Consider the following 17,158-nt stretch of genomic DNA (forward strand, 5'->3'; position numbering starts at 1 on the left):
GATATTGAATTTGGGCAAATTCTTTTTCTTCTTAACAGGAGGATTCTTTTTGGGGTAGATAGATAATTATTTTTTTCTATGCCACCATTGAGGGTATGATCTCTCGATCGCCCTATATATAACGTTGTTTCTCAGAATGCAAAAGTCGGTGAATTCAAGTTGCAAGTGTACCACTTGATGTCTGCCAGAACACTTCATGTGGAGACCGGTAGTTGAGGCACTTTCTTGGTCTATGATTAAGCTTTTTTACTGCAAATGCAAGATCTTCTTCAGTGATCTTTCGTAAACTGGGAAACTAAAGGACATCCCCATTCGCGCGTCCTTTTGCAAAAAATTTATCCAATTGATTGGCGAAAGCCTGCCGGTCTTTGAGGTTAAACGTGGCGGGGCCACCCGTGTTGGCGCCTTGGCTGCGCAACTGATCCATGAGATTCCGCACCGCAAGGCGGTGTTTGATCGTTTCCTCGGTATAGAAGTCGCCTCTCGGATCCAGGGCCACGGCGCCCTTGCTGACCACCCGGTCGGCCAGCGGAATATCGGCGGTCACCACGAGATCGCCCGCTTCCACCAGCTCGGCAATCTTATCATCCGCGGCATCCGGGCCGCCGGGCACGTTGATGCCGCTGATATTGGAAGCGGCCGGAACCTGCAGATTCAGATTGGAAACCATAATCAGCGGAACCTTGACCCTGGCAACCGCCCGGTAGAGTATTTCCTTAATGGCTCTGGGACAGGCATCCGCGTCGACATATAAGCGCATGAACCGGCGGCACTCCCTTTCCTCCGAATAGGCATGGGTTAGACACATATATATAACCCATACGAACCTCAAGTAAACCAATTATTACCGGTTAAAAAGCGAAGATTGTCAACGGAGATCAATTTGGATAAGATATTGGGGACAATCCTAAGCTTATAAGTTACTATCAATACTGCGCGCCAAGAGCTGACAAGGCCTGTTCGGCCAGGTCGCTTACCCGGCGGACGGTAAGCTCATCATCCAGATAAAGAGCGATTTCGGCATTATCTGCCAGAAGACCTTCGAGCAGTGGGCGGGCCGTTTCCGCCCGAAGCAGACCCATAGTCCATACGGCCAGTCCCCTGACCGTGTCATCTTTGGATTCCAGGTAAGGCAGGAGGTGGGGGATGCAATCCTGTATCAAGTCCGGCCTTGCCTGGGCCAGCCTCCCTAACGCCCAGACGGCGCCGCGTTGCAGTAATTCATGCTCCAGGAAATTTCCGTCCGGCCTGACATAGGATACCAGCATATGGGCATATTCCCTGGCCGGACCGTCGTGGCGGGCCATAATCTCGGCCATGGCCTCGGGTGCGCCCCATCCGATGCCCCCGGATTCGTCGTTCAAACTCCACATTAGACGCCGCATTATGACGCGGGCCCCTTCCATATCTCTTGCGGCCATGCGGGCTACAACCACCCCCATGGCTGTAACGGCGTGCCATCTCACGGCCGGGTCAGTGGCGGACAGGAAGGAAAAGAGAGGGTTTATCACCTGGCGGGCCGGCAACCGGCAGAGTTCAACAAGCGCCGGGTTAATATCGGTAGAGGCGAGGAGTTCCATAAGCCGACGCTTGAGATCTCTGCCTTTTTGTTTTGTAGTATCCACAGCGCTCCCTCAGGTTAACACTTATTCATAACTAATGCGGCAACGTAACACTTTAGGCGTTTGAAACCGTCCTACATTCAGAAAAGGCTATTAATCTGGAACTCATGAACTCATGAAAGAACAGAGCAACTAGGAGCCGAACTGCTGAAAATCAATTTTCCAAAATACTTTCCTGATTTTCTGAGTTCCTGATTCAAACGTCTTTCTGAATTCTTTCAAGCCCTCTCCTTCCTGATTCCCTGATTTGATATGCTTCCTTGCACTTGTTATCATGCATTTTCAAAATGCTGAATTGTTAAGTGGCAACAAGTGAGTAGTATTGCCTACTGTTTTTTAAACTGGTCCTTTGCAGCCCCGCAGACCGGGCAGGTCCAGTCATCGGGGAGGTCTTCAAACCGGGTGCCGGGCGCTATTCCGTTATCCGGGTCTCCGATGTCCGGGTCATACACATAGCCGCAGACTGTGCATTCATACTTATCCATAGCCGTAAGCCTCCTTTAAAACTGATTAGGACGCAGATTTTCGCTGATACCCGCAGATGTCATTCCTGCCCCCCATAAACAATCTTATGGATTCCCATTTCCCGATCAGGTCGAGGATAGGTTTCGCGGGAATGACAAAAACGGCAATATAACATCTGCGTAAATCTGCGTTCATCTGCGTCCAAAATAGGAACGCATCCATAATCTCCTCAGGCGCAGAGAGTTCCCCACTACGGAGACCGAGCTCATGGCCATGGCCGCCGCCGCAAACACAGGATTCAAGAGTATTCCAAAGAAGGGATACAATATCCCGGCTGCGATGGGGATCCCGAGGCTATTGTAGAAAAATGCCCAGAAGAGGTTCTGTTTGATTACCTTCATGGTCTGGGATGACAGCTTGATGGCCGTGGGCACCAGCCGCAGGTCGTCAGTGATGAGCGTGATGTCGCTGGCCTCTATAGCCACATCCGTCCCGGCGCCGATGGCAATCCCGATGTCTGCTGTAGTCAGGGCCGGGGCATCGTTGATGCCGTCTCCAACCATGGCCACTACCTGGCCTTGCTCCTGCAAACGCCGTATCTCTCTGGCTTTGTCGGCAGGCAGTATCTCGGCCATAACCTGATCGATGCCCACGGCCCGGCCTATGGCGCGGGCGGTCTTCTCATTATCTCCGGTAATCATGGCCACATGCAGCCCCATACGCTTAAGGGCCGAAACCGTATCCCGGGCAGATTCCCTGGGGACATCGGAAAGGGCAATAAGGCCGGCCGCTGTTTCTTCTTCGACCACGAAAACACAGGTCTTTCCTTCGCCAGCGAGCCTTTTGGCGTTCTGATCCAAACCTTGCATCGCTACTTGCTCTTTCTCCATGAGCCGAAGGTTCCCAAGGGATACATTCTTGCCGTTAAAGGTGGCTTTAGCCCCGAGACCGGAGAGGGCCTCGAAGTCATGGACAGGGTAGGGGGACACCTCTTCCCGCCGGCCTCTTTCCACGATGGCCTGGGCGAGCGGATGTTCGGAGAGGGCCTCAATGGATACCGCGATCCTGAGAACGTCTTTTGGTTGCAGGCCCCCTGCCGGTAGTATATCCGTGACCTCCGGCTCTCCCTTGGTCAATGTCCCTGTCTTGTCAAAGACAATCGTTGTAAGCTTGTACGCCTTTTCCAGGCTTTCACCGCCTTTGAACAGGATGCCGTTTTCAGCCCCTAAGCCGGTTCCCACCATGACCGCCGTGGGTGTAGCCAGGCCCATGGCACAGGGGCAGGCAATGATCAGGACGGATACAAAATTCAGGAGGGCGCGGCTAAGGATCGGTTCCGGGACAAGAAAGTACCAGATAATAAAGGTGATCACGGCTATAGTGAATACCACCGGGACAAAGACAGACGCCACCTTATCTGCGAATCGCTGGATGGGCGCTTTAGAACCCTGGGCCTCTTCGACCAATCGGATGATCTGGGCCAGGGCAGTCTCCGCGCCCACTTTAACGGCTTTGAAGGTGAAACTCCCGCTCTTGTTCAACGTGCCGGCAAATACTTCGCTCCCGGCCTGCTTGGTCACAGGCAGGCTTTCTCCGGTAAGCATGGATTCGTCTACCCCGGAGGCCCCGGAGATAACCATGCCGTCCGTGGCGATCTTTTCTCCCGGCCGCACCAGGACAATATCCTCTTTCACGAGGGCCTCAATAGGGATGTCCATCTCCTTGTCATCCCGGATAACACGGGCCGTCCTTGGCTTAAGCCCCATCAGCTTCTTTATAGCGGCAGAAGTCTTTCCTTTGGCCCGGGCTTCCAGAAAGCGGCCCAGGATAACCAGAGTAATAATCATGGCTGCGCCGTCAAAATAGATATGTGGCGCGATACCGGCACGCGTAAAAAAATCAGGCCAGAAGGTAGCCACGGCAGAATAGAGGTAGGCGGATAGGGTGCCCACGGCCACCAGGGTATTCATATCCGTTGTTTTTTGTCTGGCGGCCTTGAGGGCGCCCACATAAAAGCGGCTCCCTACCCAGAACATCACCGGCGTGGCAAGGATAAGGAGAGAAAAGAGCATGGTCTGTCTGGGAATGGATTGAAGGAATGGGAACCAATGTTGCATGGAACCCGCATGGATAAGGATGCTGAGAACCACGCCCACGTATAATTTTACTTTAAGTTCTTTTATCTCTTTTTTTCGGGCCGCCTCGGCCGGGTCTCCAGATATCTCACCCAGGACACCTAAGAACTCGTATCCTGTGTCAGAGAGTATTTTTCTTAGTTCTTCTACTCCGGACCATTCCGGGCTGTGGGTTAAGGTAGCCCGTGCTGTGGCCAGGTTTACATTGGCTTCTGTGACGCCATGGGCTGATTTCAAGGCTGATTCTACACGCCGTACGCAGGCGGCGCAGGTCATGCCGCCCACAGAAATAGTGGTCTTTTCGTCGCCGCTCTTGTCTTTGGTATGGACCATGACCTGGTCAGCCAACCTCGTACCCTGCTTTTTTTATCTGCTCTTTGATCATGCTTACGTCGACTGGTTTCTCTTCAATAAAAGTAGCTTCACCCTTAGCCAGATCGACTTTGACATTCTTAATGCCTTCGATGCTGTTCAATACCTTGGATACAGCTCTTACACAGTGATCGCAGGACATGCCTTTTATCTTGATCGTGGTCATAATCTCGTCTCCTCCTGCATCTATATAGATAAAACCGTTTAATACCTGTAAGGTCGGGTGGTACCGGTTCGCATTGGCGTTGCCACCTTTTCGAAAGCCAACACCAAGGTCTGTTGCCTTAGATTTTTGAGCCTTTAATTTAATCTTAAAGCAAGCTTGTGCCTTTTTTCAACTCCTTTCCTGTTTTTTCCACCCCATCACTTCTAAATGACAACAAGAAGATGTCCCCGTGTGGACTTCAGATATTAAAAAGAGGTGGAAAAACATTTACCTGCAAAAGGAAATGATTTTCCACTGAGTTGGTATTTTGGTTCTCTTTTTCTATTGTCTTGACGCTCCTTCGCTATCCCGGTAAAAATATAACCATCGGATATAACGGATATTTTTCTTTTTTAAGATTATTCCGCAGGTTACGGCACAGGTTTTGCTTTTGTCTAGCCAGACAGGATAGAAAAGAATGGCCTCGGCTCATAAATTAAAGAGTTAGCCCGAACATGCCGATAAACACAATAAGCCAGAGTGCGGAAATTTGGTCTCTGGCCAGTGTATTTTGCCCAATTTTACTAGACAATGAAACTTACATGTGCTACGAGAACAAAAGAAAAAATTCTGCCATTAAAAGTTGGGTATGGAAATTTAGTTCCAGCTCCGCTTGGAGGTATGAAAAATGGTAGGTAATCCAGCACCGCAGGCTACTTTAAGAATACCCCTTCAGGGGATAAATATATCGTCACTGTCAGCTACGCTGGCGTTGGTTGTTTTCTTGATATTGTCTATTCCGGTGACTGCTATTGCCGCAGTCACCGGCCCCTGTGTCAACTGCCACACTATGCACAACAGTCAGGGTGGGGCAGCCATGGCTACATATGGGGGTGAAACAGGCCCTAATTCTTTGCTTACTCGCGGAAGCTGTATAGGTTGCCATGCCCAAGGCACCGCTAGCAAGATTGTAACTATAGGTGGTAGCGATATTCCCCAGATTTATCACACGGATGGGTCCGGGGATTTGGCTGGTGGAAATTTTAAGTATCTTGATACAGATGATAACAGGGGGCATAATGTCAGTGATTTCGGCAACCCCGATGGCACCTTGAATAGTGCGCCAGGTCATCATTCTACTACTGAGCCCACAACAAATACACTTACCTGTGCCGGACATAACGGCTGCCATGGTTATCGCAGATTTAACTACGGGAGTGGTTTGTCCACGTTAAAAGGTGCTCATCATGGGAATGTGGATGGCAAGTGCGACTCTGCCACTACTGTAGCAAACTCATACCGGTTCCTATACAATGTTAAGGGCTTTGAAAACATGGGAGCAAATAAGTATCAGAACCTGAATGCCACTGATCATAATGAATATTTTGGCACAACCAGCCCGGGGGAGACCGGGTGCCTTGACTGTCATGACATGGCCGATGACATGAAAATAAAGTCTCCTAATAACACAATAAGCGGTTTTTGCTCTACCTGCCATTACAATTTTCATAAGTTAAGCGGGATAGGGGGTAGCACCACGGGGCCCTTCACGAGACATCCAACTGATGTTGTTTTACCTGACGATGTTGCTAAAGAATACAAGGACTATACAACTTACAGTGTAGAAGCCCCAGTTGGCAGGACAACAGTCCCTGATGCACCAAGTGGTACCGTCACGCCGGGAACAGATGTTGTCACCTGTCTTTCCTGCCACGCCGCCCATGCCACGAATTACCCTGACATGCTAAGGTGGGACTACACAACTATGATTGCAGGCGGGGGATCTAATACTACCGGATGCTTCACCTGCCACACGCAGAAGGACGACTGATCTACCTTATTTTCCTGGACAGGTCTTTATCTTCTGTATTTTTCACGAAGCCTCTGGGATAATGCGCGGATCGTTGCAAAGGCCTTTTCCACTGTTTTTTCCACATCCGGGTTGACAAGACAGCAGGTAGCCGGGGAGAGCATACTCCTGGACAGAAGAAATTCGCGGTCGATACCGGCCTTAACGAGGGCAGTCCATAATTCAGCGAGGCGTGCCTCAAGCGAATCAAGGCCCTCTTTTTCAAACGGTTCGACATTAGTCGGCACCATCCCCCAGACAATGACCCCGCCGCGTTCCAGGAACTTACGGATAGACCGGGCATAAGACACAAAGACTTCTCCGTTGGAGTAGGTGTCCAGAGACAACACGTCCATATCCAGCCCTAATAAGAAGTCCCAATCCGGGTTGCCGCAAAGATGCACGCCACGGGGTCTTTCCATCATGGAGAAAAAGGTCTCCATATCTTTTTTTGCCGCCACATCTCCGTAGCCGGCCATACCGCTGAATATAAACTGTAGCCCCGGCTCGTCCACAAACATGAAGGCATTGGCATTTAATTTTTTGAGGCGGTTCAACTGGGCGTTTATCCGCCTGGCCAGTATCTCAAGCATAAGCGGGCGGATGGTGTCGTTAAACAGAATAGGGCGGTTGTCCTGATCCAGTACGTTTAACCCGAAACTGATAGGGCCTTCGAGTTGCCCCCGTATGGCCGGACGATCTGACAGATCCATGGCCAGGAAACGGCTATAGACCTGTGAATAGGTGTCGCTGATATCGAAATATCCCGGCTCATTGAAATGGGCTATGGCCCCCTCAAACTCACTTACAAATTTTTCCATAGAAAAACGGAGGGTGCGCCTTTCCAGATCAAGCACGATACCCGGGAAGTGCTCCGAGGCCTGGACGTACATGTCTTCATAGTAGCTCAGGCGGGGAAGTTGAGGCCAGAAGGGCACGTCTAAAGACAGGGCCATCTGAAGGGCCCGGTCCACATCCTTATGCGGCATGACCGCCATAGCAGTAGTGAGCAGGTTACCGGGGATAGGCACGGTTTAGTTTTTCCATCTCCTGGATAAGGACCCCGAGGTCCGGCCTTTGATTGATATCATGTACGTCTATATAACGAATGGCGCCTTTTTTATCGATTATAAATAAGGCCCTTTCCGAGACCCCGTCAGAACGCAGCACACCATAACTGTTTGCTACTGCTCCATGGGGCCAGAAATCAGAAAGGACCGGGAACCATAGCTCCCCCATCTGTCTGGTCCAGGCATAGAGCGTAGGTATATTGTCTACGGTAATCCCTATAATTACGGCATCGTTTTGGTCAAAAATATCCTTTACGATGCTGTACCCGGGCCACTGATCTGAACAGACCGGCGTCCAGGCAGCAGGAACGAATGAGATGACCACGTGCTTTTTCCCCCGGTAATGGCTAAGTGATACCTTTCCTCCGGAGACGGCCGGCAGGGTAAAGTCAGGGGCAGGGTCGCCCACCTTGAGTTTGGGCACGCTGTCCCGCGGCTTTAAGTCTCCGACCTGGTAAATATTCTCCCTGTACACATCTGAGAGCCCGTAGGCCGGCGAGATAAACGAAAATAGGGTAAATCCAATTACGAGTATGAACCAGGTTCCTTTTTTACCGGACATATTAATCCTCCTGCTGCAAGCCGGATAATTTAAGCATCATCTCCAGGAATTCGTCGGCCTTTTCAACCCCGCCAAGGTTAGAATAGAAGACCTTGTACGTGCCGTCTTTATTGTTTTTGATCCCAATGAAATAAGGAGTTCTGACTTCACCCAGGGCCTTGTGGACAGAATAATCAATATCTGCGAAAAGGGGAAAGGATATGTCATATTTTTTTCTGAATATTTCGACTTCGTAAGAAGAATTCCCTGCCCCGATGCCAATTAATTTGATCTTGTCTTTAACATATGGATTATCTTCAATAATCCGATATAGTTTATTTACTTCGGGGGCATTTTTTTGACAGTGGGGGCAATACATGCTGAAGACTTCAACAATTACAACCGGGGCCTTGATTTGTGATATCTTGAAATGCCCTGTCCCGGAAAGTCCCAAATAACTCCTTTCGTGAGGGCGTTGCGGTACCGGGAGTTTGATCGCTGCCGGGGTATCGTCTCTTATCGACGGGGCACTGGCCGCTCGCGCCGGATGATCGAATATTGGAAAAAAGACAACAAAGATTCCCAGGTATATCAAGATCTTTTTTATCATCTTGTCCTCCAGCCAACGTCTTATGGCCACTCCCTTTCCCTGTGGCGGTAGGCAGTATGGGAGCGGCCTGGATTATTTTCTTGTTATAAAAATTATTGCACAGATGATTAGAAATTGGCAAGCATTCTCATTCTGAAAATAAAAGCGGGAGGCGGTCTGCTACCGCAAATCCTTCACGGGTAGGTAAGGCCCGGTTTTGTAGGACCCTTACCAATCCTGATTCTTGCAGCCGGGACAAAATCCGGTCTGCTTGAGGGCTGCTATTGTGGAGGATTTCCATAGACACCCCGTCCCTGGTTCGGAAGCCCAGGTAAAGCGCCTCCAGTCTGAGCTGTTCCGTAGAAAGTGTCTCAGTCCCATCAACCGGTGGCTTTCCTTCTGCGAGCGCCCGGCAATACTTGCGGATGGACCTGTAATCCCACCAGCGGACGCCGTCCTGGAATGAATGGGCAGAAGGGCCAAGCCCCAGATAGGGGACGTGCTGCCAGTATTTCTGGTTGTGGCGGGAAAAGAATTCCTCACTCCTCGCAAAATTAGAGATTTCGTAATGTAGGTATCCGTGCTCCTCAAGGAACCTGGAGGTAAGAAGGAAGAAATCCCTTTCTTTCTCTTCTTCCAGGGGTTTGATCCGGCCCTCTGCCAGCATTTTGCCAAAAGGTGTCCCCTCTTCGGGCGTCATCTGATAGCAGGAGAGGTGTTCCGGTTCAAAAGCAAGGGCGTGTTTCATGGTCTGCATCCAGTCTGCCTCAGTCTGGCCGGCAAATCCATACATCAGGTCCACCCCTGCATTGGTAAAGCCGGAGACCCTGATCCACTCCAGCGCCTTGTCCGTCTGCCGGGCAGTGTGTCTCCGGCCCAGGTATTGAAGCTCCCGGTCATCGAAAGACTGGGCACCGAGGCTGATGCGGTTTACTCCCAGATCCCGCAGGAGCGTCAGCTTTTCCAGGGTGACGTCGTCAGGATTGGCCTCTATGGTTATCTCTGTATCGGGTGAGAAGGTAAAATACCGGAAAAGGCCATCCATCAAGGTGGCGAGTTCATGCCCGGCGAGCAAGGTCGGGGTGCCGCCTCCCAGATAGAGGGAATCGAAGGCGGTAAAGCGGTCTTTATAGATAAGGGCCTCTCTGCGCAACCCATACATCCATTCAGAGACAAGAGAAAGGGAGGTCACCGAATAAAAATCGCAATAGGGACACTTTGTCCGGCAAAAAGGGACGTGTATATAAAGACCAGGGTTTTTGCTGTCACTCATCATCAAATTGTCCGAATAATATATTACCACGATGAAAACAGCCGGGGAAGAGGAGAAGTGAACCCCCGGTCTCTTCGCTTCACGGCTTGCGCAGCGACCCTTTCAGAGTTCGCAGGCGGGGAATGCTTGCCCCTTCCAGCCACTAAAGGGCTGGCTTTCCCCTTCCTGCTCGCTCTCGAAGGGTGCCCCGCTGCTCCAGCAAGTTTCGCTCAGAACCATAGGGGTTCCCTAAGGCTCAGGAAATTACAATCAACTCAGACCTTGTATTTTGGCCGTAGAAATAGTAGTAATCGGATGAATTTTAAGGCGAGGTTTAATATAGGCGGACTTGGTTCCGGGCACATAGGCATGACTTTTTATCCGGTAAGGGCCAGGACTCATCTGAGGTATGCGCAGAAACTCCTGGCTGAGGCCGTGGAGGCAGAACAGTCGGGGCATACGCAGAGTTTTTAAGAGATGCCTGGATGCATCGGAACATGCCTTAAAGTCCATTTTTAACATCACCGGCGTTGATATGGAAAAGTACAAAGACCTGGAAGAGGCGGTGACTCGGGTGTTAAATACGGTCTTTGATAAGGCAACACTTAACCGGATAAAGAATTATTATTCAACCCTTAAGCTATCCGCCTCTCCAGAGGCGGATGCGTCCGAAGCCATAGAAAAGGCGTCGTTTCTTATAAAAAAGGCCGCGGAATTTGTCCAACCGCAATAAGCGGGGAGGAATTGACTACTATGTCTGTTTCGACCAGGATGCATGATTTTATGACCAGGGTCTCGTGGATACGCAGGATGTTCGAGGAAGGACTGGCCTTAAAGGCCCAATATGGCCCCGATAATGTCTATGACTTCAGTCTGGGGAATCCGGACCTTCCGCCGCCGGCCTCTTTCCGTCAATCGCTCCTGGAGGCCGTCAATAATGAAACACCCAACTGTCACAGCTACATGCCCAATGCCGGTTACACAGAGGCGCGAGCGGCCGTAGCCCGCCATCTATCATCTGAACACGGCCTGATGTTTTCTGCGCAGGATATAATCATGACCTGCGGCGCGGCGGGGGCTTTGAATGTGATCCTTAAGGCCATACTCAATCCTGGAGATGAAGTTATAATCCCGGCCCCCTACTTCGTCGAATATAATTTCTATGTCGATAACCATGGCGGCAAAGCGGTCATAGTCAGGACGAAAGAGGATTTCTCCCTCGACCTCCCTGCTATCGAGGAAGCGATTACTCCTCGTACTAAAGCGGTACTCATTAATTCGCCTAATAACCCCACGGGCCAGGTCTATGATCGGGATTCCATCCGGAGACTGGGCGAGCTTTTGGCCGATAAGACGCAAGGCCGGGGCCAGACTATTTATCTTATCGCCGACGAACCTTACCGCTACATCGTCTATGACGGCATAGAAGCGCCCAGTGTCTTTGCTGCCTACCGGGAGAGCATTGTCGCTACTTCTCACTCTAAAGACCTTTCCCTCCCCGGAGAACGCATCGGCTATATCGCCGTCCATCCGGAAGGCATGGATAGGGATGACCTCGCCTCCGCCATGACCCTGGCCAACCGCATCTTAGGATTTGTGAATGCGCCGGCCCTGATGCAGCGTGTAGTGGCCGGGCTCCAGGGACAGACCGTGGATGTCTCCATCTATCAAAAGAGGCGGGACATGCTCTGCGAGGCCCTGGCCGGCTATGGTTATCAGTTTCTGAGACCTAAAGGGGCCTTTTATCTCTTCCCCAGAGCCCCCCTGCCTGACGATACAGCATTTGTAAAGACCCTCCAGGAAGAAAATATCCTCACCGTGCCCGGCAGCGGCTTTGGATGCCCGGGATATTTCCGCATCGCCTTCTGTGTGCCTGAAAAGACTATCGAGCGGGCGCTCCCGGGTTTTGAGAGGGCTATGGGACGGTATCCGGATAAGTAGTGACCGCTTCATGAAATTGTCACATCCTGCCCGTAATCACGTCACATTTTCCCGGTATTCTCCCTCCAAAAATAATCGCAGGAGGTAGTAAATGAAAAATCGTTTAGTGAAAAAGGCCGTTATGATCCTGAGCTTGATGCTGTTTGCCATTACTCTGAAAGGCCCTTTGAGTTATGCGGCAGATCCTTTGCTGGAAAAGCTGAAACAAAAGGGCGTGCTGACCGAAGAGGAAGCAGCGCAAATTGAAAAAGAAAATGAAAAAAAAGAGGCAAAGCTACCCAAAGGCCTCGAAGGAGTAAGCCTTGGCGCCCTGGCCTATATCGATTATTCGGCCGGTAATAGCCTGAGCAGCGGGAGTCAGAGCAGCTACAATCAATTCGCGGTCACGCGCGGTTACATTAATTTCACAAAACAGGTTACTCCCTGGTTTTCCGTACGCGTCACGCCTGATATATTTCAGGAAACCGTAAATGATGGTTCTAAAGCTTATGGTAGCTGGCTGCTCAGGTTCAAGTATTACTACGCCCAGTTCAATCTGCCGGACCTGGGATTGGTTACCAATAATAAAACGGAACTTGGGATGGGCCATATGGCCTGGCTGGATTTTCAGGAACACGTCAATCCCTACCGGTGTCAGGGGACCATGTTTCAGGAAAGATTCGGTAACTTTAACTCATCGGATATAGGCATAGGCATTATGGGTTATTTCGGCGGTGAGATGGATGAAGACTATAAGAAGGACGTCAGTAAATATTATGCGGGTAAGTATGGCAGCTATCACCTCGGTGTTTACAATGGGAGCGGGTATCATGCCACGGAAAACAACAACGACAAGGCGGTGGAATACCGGGTTACGGTGCGGCCCCTGCCCGATGTGTTGCCCGGTCTGCAATTGAGCTATTTCGGCGTCACCGGAAAAGGTAACAGCGCTACCTACACGGACAGTAATGCCCCGGACTGGCATATAAATACAGGTTTCATCAGCTACGAGTCCAAATATTTCACGGTTACCGGTGAGGTCTGCCGAAATAAAGGCAATCAGGCCGGGACCTGGCTTACTACCGGCAGCAACCCAAAGACGGTCGAAGGCTATTCCTTGTTCGGGTTTGTGAGGGTTCCGGGCCTGGAAAAACTGAGGGTACACGGCCGTTATGATTATTTTGATCCGAATGTGGATATCTCAGATGACTCTGCGCGCCTGCTTATCGCCGGGTTGAGTTATGACGTCTACAAGCATAATATGGTCATGGTGAACTACGAACGTTACAACTATGACGTTAACAATAGCAAGGTCGGAGGCCTGGCGAACGCAGACGATTACGAGCACAAGGTTCAGTTCGTCTATCAGATAAGCTTCTGATGCAGAAAACAGCCATCGACGCTTGGCAAGATATAAAAATCTTGACAACAGCGCATCCACGGTTTATTTTCGAACCCGTAACAGTCAGTTATAGGTCCCATCGTCTAGCGGCCTAGGACATCGGCCTCTCACGCCGAAAACACGGGTTCGAGTCCCGTTGGGATCACCAGAAAATATAACCCCTTGACTTTACTTAATAGAGTCAAGGGGTTTATTTTTTCTCTCCAACTCTTAAGGTATTACTTATTTCCCTTTGCCGCATTATGATCGAGGCTGCGATAGAACGTCTTGACCATAACTGAGGAGATATGCTGGTGGGATATCATGGATAAGATACGAGGATTGACCGACGACTTAACCAGTCGTTCATAAAGGTTGGTATTTACAAGTTTATTAAATAGGTTCGTAAGGATCAACTCCTGGTGTCGCTATCCTTCGCTCTCTCAAGTCCTCCGGCACGCGGTACACATATCCATCTATTGTACTTTTCGGCACTTTCTACTGATAAGATGAATAATTTGTGTTCGTTCGGGTCGCTCAAAGGGCGGTTAGACAGTATCCAGAGCCGATATACGCACTTGGTGAAAAAAAGCTGGCTTTTTCGTGCATTGTTATGTATAGTAACAAATTCCTATCAGGAGTAACGTTTCGTCTCTGACCTTCCCCGCTGTTCTTTACCGCAGGTTTTCTGGTTGGCGACGTCCATGCCGTTGGCTTACAACGGCTTGGGGAACCTGGCGGTAATCCCTGCCACAAACTGCCCAGCAAAACGGTTTATCCTTGGTAATTTTTATTCCGCCTGTGGCGGGCGGAGAAGGGTATTACTTTGTCGTTTCAAAGATTCAATCTCGATCCACGTTTGTTGCGCGCTGTCGCAGCAAGCGGTTACACCATTCCCACTGAGATCCAGAGCCAGGCTATCCCGGTAGCCATGGAAGGCCGCGACCTGATGGCCTCGGCACAGACCGGTACGGGAAAGACAGCGGTGTTCGTGCTGGCTGCGCTCCAACGGCTGGTCGCGCCCCCAACGCTTCGGGGCCGTGGCGCGCGGGTGCTGGTGCTTACGCCCACCCGGGAACTGGCGCTTCAGGTCACCCAGACTGTCCATCAACTCGGTCGTTTTACCCAACCACGGGCCGGCGCTATTGTTGGCGGTGTCCCCTACGACGCTCAGGAAAAATTGCTCCGCATGCCCCTGGATTTTCTTGTCGCTACCCCGGGTCGTCTTATTGACCACATGCAGCGCGGGCGGGTGGATTTTTCCCGTGTAGAGCTCTTTGTTCTGGATGAGGCCGACCGGATGCTCGATATGGGCTTCATCGACGATGTAGAACGTATTGCCTCGGCAGTCCCCAAGTCCCGGCAGACAATGTTGTTCTCGGCAACGCTTGAGGGCGGTGTACAGGGTATTGCCCCCCGGCTCCTTCGGGACCCGGCGCGCATCGAATTGGCGCGGGTGAAGGAGAGGCATGCCTCCATCGAACAGCGGATGCACTGCGCCGATGGTCTTGGGCACAAACAGGCCCTGCTGGCTCATCTGCTTGGCGACCGGGAGGTTTCACAGGCCATTGTCTTTACTGCGACCAAGCGGGGCGCCGAACAAGTGGCGGCGATTCTTGCCGCCCAAGGACATGCCTGCGCCGCCCTTCACGGCGACATGAGTCAGGGCGCGCGCAACCGCACCATGGAACGTATGCGGCGTGGAGGAGTGAGGGTTCTGGTGGCTACCGACGTGGCCGCACGAGGCCTGGACATCAAAAGCGTGAGCCATGTCATTAATTTCGACTTGCCCATGAGGGCGGAGGACTATGTCCACCGTATCGGGCGGACCGGCCGTTGCGGGTTATCGGGAATTGCCGTATCCCTGGTCAGTCCCCAGGACAGGGACAAGCTGGCGTGCATCGAACATTACACGGGCCAGCACCTGGACCGGCAGGTGATTCCGGGTCTGGAGCCGGTTATCCCGGAGCCGCGCAAAGGCCAGGGGTCTAGCTGCGGCCGCGCCTTTAAAGCGCAGGGTACACGCAGAAACTATAGAACGTCCGGGCGCTTCGCGCAAAAGGCGAAGTCCCGGCATTAAGGCCGGGTATGACGCGCCGGAAAAATCGATTAAAACACTCATCCGCCGCGGCGGACAAAGAACAATGAAAACAATTCCCCGGCCCCCTTTTTTTGATGAAGAGGGGGTACGGGGATTTTCAGGTGAACATGAGTAGCAAGCGTATTCGCCGTCCGCCCCAGGCGGACTGCGGGGAGCTTCAAAACTAAAAGCGGTAATTTTCCCCGGCTGAAATCTGCAATCTTGACCGTCCACTCGCCCTCCGAACAGGATGACCGGCTTTCCCGGTAATTTTTGCTTGTACATCATAATTATTGAGTGCTAATATTATAATTATACGCTTTGTGTTCATTCGGCGTCTCCTGCGGGATTCTCAAGAAGTAATCGGGCGCGCGCTGTACGTCTCTCTCCGACCGTTGACTCCGGGGTTCGACACGATATTCCTCCTCTTTCTGCGTTATAGCGTTTACACCAGCCTATAGTCTGCTGACAAACAGCTTATTTTCTGTCTTGCTATGCAGCGGTGCGTTTCAAGATGTGTGTCGGGAAGCCGTCAAACTTTGATTTTTTACGAGATCATCAGTCTTGAGATAAAATGCTTATGAAGGCAGCGAAAGCCAAAGAAATTCTTCAGGCCGTCCTGGCCCAGGCCGGTATCGTCATAGACGGCAAGGGAGATTCTGATATTAGGGTCAGGGATGGACGTTTTTATGAGCGGGCGCTTGCCCGCGGGGCTTTGGGCGTGGGCGAGGCCTATATGGACGGCTGGTGGGAGACGTACAGACTGGATGTCCTGGCAGAGAAGGCGTTAGCGAAGGACATAGAGTTTAGTATAAATGATCTCAGCCTGACCAGCAGGGCAGCGCTCGCATGGGGATGCCTTTCGGCCCGGGTTCTTAATCAGCAGAACGAGAGACGCTGCCTCTGTGCCGCTGCCCATTATAATCTGGATAACGAGCTGTTTCGCTCCATGCTCGATAAACGGATGGTCTATAGTTGCGCCTATTGGAAAAACGCAAGGACATTGGACGAGGCCCAGGAAGCCAAACTGGAACTGGTTTGCAGGAAACTCTATCTGCGTCCGGGCATGCGGGTTTTGGATATTGGCTGCGGGTGGGGCAGCTTTGCCAGGTTCGCTGCCGAGAACTACGGCGTTTCAGTCGTGGGGATAACTATCTCCAAAGAACAATGTGCGCTGGCCGAAAAAATGTGCGCCGGATTACCGGTCCAGATCAGGTTGCAGGACTATCGTGCGCTCCGTAGCGACGGCGCTTTCGATGCCGCAGTTTCGCTGGGGATGCTGGAGCATGTCGGCTTCAGGAATTATCGCAGGTACATGAGCGTCGTCAAGCGCAATCTCAGGCCGGGCGCGCTCTTTCTCATACAAACCATTGGCGGTAATATTTCAGTAACCGATATGGACGCCTGGTTCAACAGGTATATCTTCCCACGCGCCATGTTGCCCTCCGTATCCCAGATTGCCAGGGCGTGCGAAGGGATATTTGTGATCGAAGATTGGCACAATTTTGGGCCTGACTACGACAAGACGTTGATGGCCTGGTTTCAAAACTTCGATAAAAACTGGAACAAGTTTCACGGGAAATACGGGGAGACATTCTATCGAATGTGGAAGTACTACCTTCTCACCTGCGCAGGGTCGTTCAGGGCCAGAAAGAACCAGCTTTGGCAGATTGTGCTCTCTGATTCCGGGGTCAGGGGAGGCTATGTGCCTGTCCGGTAATAGCCGGATGGCCGGTT

At 51.4% G+C, this 17,158-nt stretch carries 16 protein-coding genes and 1 tRNA gene; 8 read left to right on the forward strand and 9 right to left on the reverse strand.

Annotated elements, in window-relative coordinates; genetic code table 11:
• Window positions 1-295 precede the first annotated feature (295 nt).
• The 5 genes from PHT49_10345 to PHT49_10365 all read right to left on the reverse strand — a co-directional run bounded on the left by PHT49_10345 (window position 296) and on the right by PHT49_10365 (window position 4,760).
• Complete coding sequence (locus tag PHT49_10345) at window positions 296-760, reverse strand: YaiI/YqxD family protein (GenBank protein MDD5452282.1); 465 nt, start codon at window positions 758-760, stop codon at window positions 296-298.
• Between the two features lie 166 nt (window positions 761-926).
• Window positions 927-1,625: a HEAT repeat domain-containing protein gene (locus PHT49_10350; GenBank protein ID MDD5452283.1), complete on the reverse strand. Its 699-nt coding sequence runs from the start codon at window positions 1,623-1,625 to the stop codon at window positions 927-929.
• Window positions 1,626-1,948: 323 nt separating this feature from the next.
• Entirely contained in the window at window positions 1,949-2,107 is a 159-nt protein-coding gene (locus PHT49_10355; protein ID MDD5452284.1) for a rubredoxin, read from the reverse strand.
• 171 nt (window positions 2,108-2,278) lie between these two features.
• Entirely contained in the window at window positions 2,279-4,570 is a 2,292-nt protein-coding gene (locus PHT49_10360) for a heavy metal translocating P-type ATPase (protein ID MDD5452285.1), read from the reverse strand.
• Entirely contained in the window at window positions 4,563-4,760 is a 198-nt protein-coding gene (locus PHT49_10365; GenBank protein ID MDD5452286.1) for a cation transporter, read from the reverse strand. The genes PHT49_10360 and PHT49_10365 overlap by 8 nt, the downstream gene beginning before the upstream one ends.
• Window positions 4,761-5,427: 667 nt before the next feature.
• Here PHT49_10365 and PHT49_10370 point away from each other — a divergent pair.
• Window positions 5,428-6,570: a cytochrome c3 family protein gene (locus PHT49_10370; protein MDD5452287.1), complete on the forward strand. Its 1,143-nt coding sequence runs from the start codon at window positions 5,428-5,430 to the stop codon at window positions 6,568-6,570.
• 26 nt (window positions 6,571-6,596) lie between these two features.
• Here PHT49_10370 and PHT49_10375 read toward each other — a convergent pair whose 3' ends face one another.
• The 4 genes from PHT49_10375 to hemW form a co-directional block, all read right to left on the reverse strand.
• Window positions 6,597-7,619, reverse strand: coding sequence for a hypothetical protein (locus PHT49_10375; protein ID MDD5452288.1), 1,023 nt, complete (start codon window positions 7,617-7,619; stop codon window positions 6,597-6,599).
• Window positions 7,603-8,220: a peroxiredoxin gene (locus PHT49_10380; GenBank protein ID MDD5452289.1), complete on the reverse strand. Its 618-nt coding sequence runs from the start codon at window positions 8,218-8,220 to the stop codon at window positions 7,603-7,605. Before PHT49_10380 ends, PHT49_10375 begins: the two co-directional genes overlap by 17 nt.
• 1 nt (window position 8,221) lies before the next feature.
• On the reverse strand, window positions 8,222-8,809 hold the full coding sequence (locus PHT49_10385; protein ID MDD5452290.1) for a TlpA disulfide reductase family protein: 588 nt from the start codon (window positions 8,807-8,809) through the stop codon (window positions 8,222-8,224).
• Between the two features lie 127 nt (window positions 8,810-8,936).
• Window positions 8,937-10,061 carry a radical SAM family heme chaperone HemW gene (gene hemW, locus PHT49_10390; GenBank protein MDD5452291.1) on the reverse strand — a complete coding sequence of 375 codons (1,125 nt, stop codon included), beginning with the start codon at window positions 10,059-10,061 and terminating at the stop codon, window positions 8,937-8,939.
• A 294-nt stretch (window positions 10,062-10,355) separates the two neighbouring features.
• Here hemW and PHT49_10395 point away from each other — a divergent pair, with 294 nt between their 5' ends.
• The 7 genes from PHT49_10395 to cfa all read left to right on the forward strand — a co-directional run bounded on the left by PHT49_10395 (window position 10,356) and on the right by cfa (window position 17,141).
• Window positions 10,356-10,514 (forward strand): hypothetical protein, encoded by a 159-nt coding sequence (locus PHT49_10395; protein ID MDD5452292.1) that lies wholly within the window; start codon window positions 10,356-10,358, stop codon window positions 10,512-10,514.
• Window positions 10,515-10,575: 61 nt separating this feature from the next.
• Window positions 10,576-10,773, forward strand: coding sequence for a hypothetical protein (locus PHT49_10400; protein ID MDD5452293.1), 198 nt, complete (start codon window positions 10,576-10,578; stop codon window positions 10,771-10,773).
• A 20-nt stretch (window positions 10,774-10,793) separates the two neighbouring features.
• Window positions 10,794-11,981, forward strand: a complete 1,188-nt coding sequence (locus PHT49_10405; GenBank protein MDD5452294.1) for a pyridoxal phosphate-dependent aminotransferase — start codon at window positions 10,794-10,796, stop codon at window positions 11,979-11,981.
• A 91-nt stretch (window positions 11,982-12,072) separates the two neighbouring features.
• Window positions 12,073-13,341: a hypothetical protein gene (locus PHT49_10410; protein ID MDD5452295.1), complete on the forward strand. Its 1,269-nt coding sequence runs from the start codon at window positions 12,073-12,075 to the stop codon at window positions 13,339-13,341.
• A 93-nt stretch (window positions 13,342-13,434) separates the two neighbouring features.
• Window positions 13,435-13,510, forward strand: a tRNA-Glu gene (locus PHT49_10415).
• 657 nt (window positions 13,511-14,167) lie between these two features.
• Entirely contained in the window at window positions 14,168-15,421 is a 1,254-nt protein-coding gene (locus tag PHT49_10420; protein MDD5452296.1) for a DEAD/DEAH box helicase, read from the forward strand.
• Window positions 15,422-16,001: 580 nt separating this feature from the next.
• Window positions 16,002-17,141 carry a cyclopropane fatty acyl phospholipid synthase gene (cfa, locus tag PHT49_10425; GenBank protein MDD5452297.1) on the forward strand — a complete coding sequence of 380 codons (1,140 nt, stop codon included), beginning with the start codon at window positions 16,002-16,004 and terminating at the stop codon, window positions 17,139-17,141.
• Window positions 17,142-17,158 lie beyond the last annotated feature (17 nt).

It is taken from the genome of Desulfovibrionales bacterium (assembly GCA_028715605.1).
Taxonomy (GTDB): Bacteria; Desulfobacterota; QYQD01; order QYQD01; family QYQD01; genus QYQD01.

What these genes read in the sequence shown, in the direction of transcription:
- PHT49_10345 (MDD5452282.1), bottom strand. Translation starts at nt 760, where the DNA reads ATGCGCTTATATGTCGACGCGGATGCCTGTCCCAGAGCCATTAAGGAA.
- PHT49_10355 (MDD5452284.1), bottom strand. Translation starts at nt 2,107, where the DNA reads ATGGATAAGTATGAATGCACAGTCTGCGGCTATGTGTATGACCCGGAC.
- PHT49_10365 (MDD5452286.1), bottom strand. Translation starts at nt 4,760, where the DNA reads ATGACCACGATCAAGATAAAAGGCATGTCCTGCGATCACTGTGTAAGA.
- PHT49_10370 (MDD5452287.1), top strand. Translation starts at nt 5,428, where the DNA reads ATGGTAGGTAATCCAGCACCGCAGGCTACTTTAAGAATACCCCTTCAG.
- PHT49_10380 (MDD5452289.1), bottom strand. Translation starts at nt 8,220, where the DNA reads ATGTCCGGTAAAAAAGGAACCTGGTTCATACTCGTAATTGGATTTACC.
- PHT49_10385 (MDD5452290.1), bottom strand. Translation starts at nt 8,809, where the DNA reads ATGATAAAAAAGATCTTGATATACCTGGGAATCTTTGTTGTCTTTTTT.
- hemW (MDD5452291.1), bottom strand. Translation starts at nt 10,061, where the DNA reads ATGAGTGACAGCAAAAACCCTGGTCTTTATATACACGTCCCTTTTTGC.
- PHT49_10395 (MDD5452292.1), top strand. Translation starts at nt 10,356, where the DNA reads ATGAATTTTAAGGCGAGGTTTAATATAGGCGGACTTGGTTCCGGGCAC.
- PHT49_10400 (MDD5452293.1), top strand. Translation starts at nt 10,576, where the DNA reads ATGGAAAAGTACAAAGACCTGGAAGAGGCGGTGACTCGGGTGTTAAAT.
- PHT49_10405 (MDD5452294.1), top strand. Translation starts at nt 10,794, where the DNA reads ATGTCTGTTTCGACCAGGATGCATGATTTTATGACCAGGGTCTCGTGG.
- PHT49_10410 (MDD5452295.1), top strand. Translation starts at nt 12,073, where the DNA reads ATGAAAAATCGTTTAGTGAAAAAGGCCGTTATGATCCTGAGCTTGATG.
- cfa (MDD5452297.1), top strand. Translation starts at nt 16,002, where the DNA reads ATGAAGGCAGCGAAAGCCAAAGAAATTCTTCAGGCCGTCCTGGCCCAG.